4 protein-coding genes are annotated in these 5,143 nt (G+C 74.0%); all 4 read left to right on the plus strand.

The features are described 5' to 3' along the window. Positions 1 to 212: 212 nt before the first annotated feature. Positions 213 to 2,948: a cation-translocating P-type ATPase gene (locus N869_RS12725; RefSeq protein WP_084137139.1), complete on the plus strand. Its 2,736-nt coding sequence runs from the start codon at positions 213 to 215 to the stop codon at positions 2,946 to 2,948. A gap of 210 nt (positions 2,949 to 3,158) precedes the next feature. After that, positions 3,159 to 4,316 carry an alanine racemase gene (gene alr / locus N869_RS12730; protein ID WP_052105524.1) on the plus strand — a complete coding sequence of 386 codons (1,158 nt, stop codon included), beginning with the start codon at positions 3,159 to 3,161 and terminating at the stop codon, positions 4,314 to 4,316. Continuing rightward, entirely contained in the window at positions 4,313 to 4,837 is a 525-nt protein-coding gene (gene tsaE / locus N869_RS12735; RefSeq protein WP_035062245.1) for a tRNA (adenosine(37)-N6)-threonylcarbamoyltransferase complex ATPase subunit type 1 TsaE, read from the plus strand. The genes alr and tsaE overlap by 4 nt, the downstream gene beginning before the upstream one ends. Beyond that, positions 4,834 to 5,143, plus strand: a 310-nt coding sequence (gene tsaB, locus N869_RS12740) for a tRNA (adenosine(37)-N6)-threonylcarbamoyltransferase complex dimerization subunit type 1 TsaB (RefSeq protein ID WP_408606364.1), incomplete at its 3' end; no start/stop codon positions are given. The genes tsaE and tsaB, both read left to right, overlap by 4 nt.

Genomic DNA, 5,143 nt, shown 5'->3' on the forward strand with positions numbered 1-5,143 from the left:
CCGGCGAGATCGGCATCGCCGTCCACCGCCGCGGTGCCGCCGACGTCGGCGGTCGGGCCGGGTCGGCAGTGGACCGGTGGGTGCTGTGGTCCACCCGTCGCCGCGTCGGCGGGGCGATGGCCGCGCTCGTCGCGCTCGCGCTGCTGACCACCCTGGTGCCACGCCCCTGACGTCCCCGTGAACGTGATCCACCCCTGAGGAGAGGAGAGAGCATGCCGACGACAGCCACGCAGCGTGACCCCGCCGAGGGTGCCCGGGACCAGCTCGACCCGGGCCAGGTGCACGCCCGGTCCGTCGAGGAGGTCGAGCGGGCGCTGGGCACCGGCGAGTCGGGCCTGGACCCGGCGGAGGCGACCGCACGGCTCGGGCGCCACGGCCCGAACCGTCTTCCCGAGGCCGACCCCGACCCGGTGCTGCTGCGCCTGGCGCGCCACTTCAACGACGTCCTGATCTACGTGCTCCTCGCGGCTGCGGTGCTCAAGGCCGTCCTGGGGGAGTGGGTGGACTTCGGGGTCATCCTGGCGGTCGCGGTCGTCAACGCCGTCATCGGGTTCGTGCAGGAGGGCCGGGCCGAGCGGGCGCTCGCGGGCCTGCGGACGATGCTGTCCTCCACGGCGCAGGTCCGGCGGGGCGGACGCTGGCTCGAGGTCCAGGCCGCGGACCTGGTGCCGGGGGACGTGGTGCGCCTGCGGTCCGGTGACAGGGTCCCGGCGGACCTGCGGGTCACCGCCTCCACCGAGCTGCGCACCGAGGAGGCGGGGCTGACGGGGGAGTCCGAGCCCGTGACCAAGCAGGTCGACCCGGTCGACGCGGACGCCGGTGTGGGTGACCGGGCGAGCGTGGCGTACTCGGGCAGCCTCGTCGTCAGCGGTCGTGGCACGGGAGTGGTGGTCGCCACCGGTGCCCGCACCGAGATCGGGCGGATCAGCTCGATGATCGAGTCGGTCGAGCAGCTCAAGACCCCCCTGGAGCGCAGGATCAAGGCGTTCGGCACGATGTTGTCCAAGGTGATCCTGGGGCTCGCGGTGCTCATGATGGTGCTCGGCTGGTCGGTGCACGACATGGAGGTCGCGCTCCTGCTCACGGCAGCGGTGGCGTTCGCGGTGGCGGCCATCCCCGAGGGGCTGCCCGCGATCGTGACGATCACGCTGGCGCGCGGCGTCCAGCACATGGCCCGGCGCAACGCCATCACCCGCAAGCTGACGTCGGTGGAGACCCTGGGTTCGGTCACGGTCATCTGCTCGGACAAGACCGGGACACTGACCAAGAACGAGATGACCGTCCAGGAGGTCGTGACCCCGGTGCGCCGGTACCAGGTCGAGGGCCTGGGCTACCAGCCGACCGGGAGGATCCTGACCGAGGACACCCCGGCGACCCTGGCATCCCACCGGGACCTGGACGCCCTGGTCACGGTGATGGCGGTGGCGAACGACGCGGCCCTCACCGAGCAGGACGGTCGCTGGGCCGTCGTCGGTGAGCCGACGGAGGGCGCCCTGCGGGCGCTGGCCGGCAAGGCCGGGGCGGACGTGGCGCACCTGGAGAGGGTGGCCGTGGTGCCGTTCGAGTCCGAGCACAAGCTGATGGCGACCCTCGACCGCGTCCCCGACGGCCAGGTGGTGGTGCACGTGAAGGGCGCCCCGGACCGTGTCATGGACAGGTGCACGGCCGTGCTGGGCGCCGACGGCTCGCCGCAGGCGTGGGACCGCGAGGAGTGGGACGTGCTGGTCGACGGGCTGAGCGCGCGCGGCCTGCGGGTCCTGGCGGCGGCCCGTGCGGTCCGTGAGGACGGGAGGGAGACGTTGTCGCTGGGAGACCTGGACGACGGGCTCGTCCTGGTCGGCGTGGTCGGCATCCTGGACCCGCCCCGGCCGGAGGCCGTGGAGGCCGTCGCCGAGGCACGCCGCGCAGGCATCGGCGTCAAGATGATCACCGGTGACCACGCGGGCACGGCCACGGCCATCGGCCGGCAGATGGGCATCATCGACACCGCCGCCGGGCACGCGGACGTGGCGATCACCGGCACCGAGCTCGACCGTGCGAGCGACGAGGACCTCAGGGACGTGGTCCGGCGCTACGACACGTTCGCCCGGGTGAGCCCCGAGCACAAGCTGAGGCTGGTGCAGGCGCTCCAGGCCAACGGCGAGGTCGTGGCCATGACCGGTGACGGCGTCAACGACGCCCCCGCGCTGCGGCGTGCTGACGTCGGGGTCGCGATGGGGATCAAGGGCACCGAGGCGACCAAGGAGGCCGCCGAGATCGTCCTCGCGGACGACAACTTCGCGACGATCGAGCGTGCCGTCGAAGAGGGCCGCCGCACGTTCGACAACATCCAGAAGTCGGTCGTGTTCCTGCTGCCGACCAACGGTGCGCAGTCCTTGGTCCTGCTGACGGCTGTGGTCCTGGGGCTGTCGCTGCCCCTCGCCCCGGTGCAGATCCTGTGGGTGAACCTGATCGTCGCGGTGACGTTGTCCCTCGCCCTGGCGTTCGAGCCCGCCGAGGCCGACGTCATGAGGCGCCCACCCCGGGCCCCGGGCACCTCGATCATCGGCAAGGGGGCGATGGTCCAGATCGCCGCCGCGTCGCTGCTCATCGGCGGGGCGACCCTGGCGCTGTACTACCTGGCGCGCGCCCAGGGGGTGGCGGACGCCCAGGCCCAGACCGCGGCGGTCACGATGCTCGCACTCGGGCAGGTCGGGTACCTGGTCAGCTGCCGGAACCTGCGTGGCTCCTCGATCGACCGCGGCCAGCTCTTCACCAACCCGGTGGTGTGGTGGTCGGTCGCCGCGCTCGTCGCGCTGCAGGCGCTGTTCGTGTACGCCCCGTTCATGCACACCCTCTTCGGCTCGGCCCCGTTGCCGCTCGGCTCGTGGCTGCTGACCGCCGCGATCGCCGCGGTGATCTTCCTGGTGGTCGAGGCGATCAAGGCGGTGGTGCGGCGGGTGTGGTGAGCCCGCGTGCCGGGTGACGGTGCAGCGGGCTACGGCAGACGGGCCGGTGACCGACGGACCGCGTCACCGGCCCGTCCCGGGTCCAGCGGCACAGTGCTGACGAGGGCCGAACGGCGGGACGCCCGGCTCGGCCGCGCTCGCCTCCGGCCTTCGACGGAGAGCACGCACAGGACGGACACCGGCAGGACGCGCACCTGGGACAATGTGCGCGTGAGCCCATACCCCGCGCGCGCGGTGATCGACCTCGGTGCCATCAGTGACAACGTCCGGGCCCTGGACGACAGGTCCGGTGCGGCGCAGGTCATGGCCGTGGTCAAGGCCGACGCCTACGGCCACGGCCTGGTCCCGTCGGCGCTCGCGGCGCTCGCGGGGGGTGCCACCTGGCTCGGTGTCGCCCAGATCACCGAGGCCCTGGCGCTGCGGGCCGCGGGCGTCACCGCCCCGGTGCTCACCTGGTTGTACGCCCCCGGCGCACCCCTGGCCGAGGTCGTCACCGTCGGGGTCGACGTGTCCGTCGCGGCCGGGTGGGCGGCCCACGAGGTGGTGGCCGCCGCGCGCGCGGCGGGCGTCCCGGCCCGGGTGCACGTCAAGGTCGACACCGGCCTCGGTCGGGGCGGTGTGATGCCCGCCGATCTCGAGGAGCTCCTGGAGGTGCTGATGGCCGCGCAGGCCGAGGGCCTGTGCGTGGTGGTGGGTGTCTGGTCGCACCTGGCGTGGGCCGACGCACCCGCCCACCCCACCGTCCTGCAGCAGGCCGCGGTGTTCGACGAGGCGTGCCGCACCGTCGAGCGCGCCGGGGCCCGGCTCGAGGTGCGTCACCTGGCGAACTCGGCCGCGACCCTCACCGACCCCGCGATGCACTACGACCTGGTGCGCCCCGGGATCTCCGTGTTCGGGCTGTCCCCGGTCCCGGAACTGGGTGGCCCGGCGGACTTCGGGCTGCGTCCCGCGATGCGTCTCGAGGCCGACCTGGCCCTGGTCAAGGACGTCCCGGCCGGCCACGGGATCTCCTACGGCCACGACTACGTGACCCCGGCCGCGACCAGGGTGGGCCTGGTCCCGCTCGGGTACGCCGACGGGATCCCCCGCCACGCCTCGGGCACCCGCGAGCGCTGGGGCGGCCCCGTCCAGGTCGGTGGGCGCCGTCTGGGCGTGGCCGGCCGGGTGTGCATGGACCAGGTGGTCCTCGACCTCGGGGCCGACGCGCCCGAGCGGGCCGGGGACACGGTGGTGCTCTTCGGCGACGGGACGGACGGCGGCCCCACGGCCCACGACTGGGCCGACGTCGTGGGCACGATCTCCTACGAGATCGTCACGCGGGTGGGGGCCAGGGTGCCCCGCACCCACGTGGGGGCGGTGGCCCCGTGAGCGACGTCCACGTCGAGCTGGTCGACGCCGCGAGCGCGCGCACCTGGGGCAGGGCCCTGGCCGCGGTGCTTCGGGCGGGGGACCTGGTGGTCCTGACCGGTCCGCTCGGCGCGGGGAAGACGACCCTGACCCAGGGCATCGGGGAGGGGCTCGGGGTGCGCGGTCAGGTCGCCTCGCCGACGTTCATCATCGCGCGGGTGCACCCGCCGACCGGGCAGGGCCCTGCCATGGTCCACGTGGACGCGTACCGCCTGGGTTCGCTCGACGAGCTCGACGCCCTCGACCTCGACACGAGCCTCGAGGAGTCCGTGACGGTCGTGGAGTGGGGCGAGGGCCTCGCGGAGGTCCTCGCCGAGGACCGGCTCGAGATCCTCCTCGACCGGCCCCACGGCGGCACCGGGACCGCCCTGGCGGACGCGGAGGACCTCACCGACGCCGCGCAGGGCCCACGGCACGTCACGGTGCGTGCCGTGGGGGAGCGGTGGGTGGGGGTCGACCTGCCGACCGCGGTGGGAGGATGACGCCCGTGCCTGTGCTGGTCCTCGACACCTCCGCCGACATCACCGTGACCCTCGTGGACGGGGACGGCGCGGTCCTGGCCGACCGCTGCGTCGCCGAGCCGCGCCGACACGCCGAGCTCCTCGCCCCGCTGGTGACCGAGGTCCTCACCGAGGCCGGTGTGGACCGCCGGGACCTCACCGCGGTGGTCGCGGGCACCGGGCCCGCACCCTTCACCGGTCTGCGTGCCGGCCTGGTGACCGCACGGACGCTGGGGCTGGCCCTCGGGGTCCCGGTGCACGGCGTGTGCAGCCTCGACGCGATCGCCG

This window comes from Cellulomonas bogoriensis 69B4 = DSM 16987, from assembly GCF_000767165.1.
Lineage (GTDB): Bacteria > Actinomycetota > Actinomycetes > Actinomycetales > Cellulomonadaceae > Actinotalea > Actinotalea bogoriensis.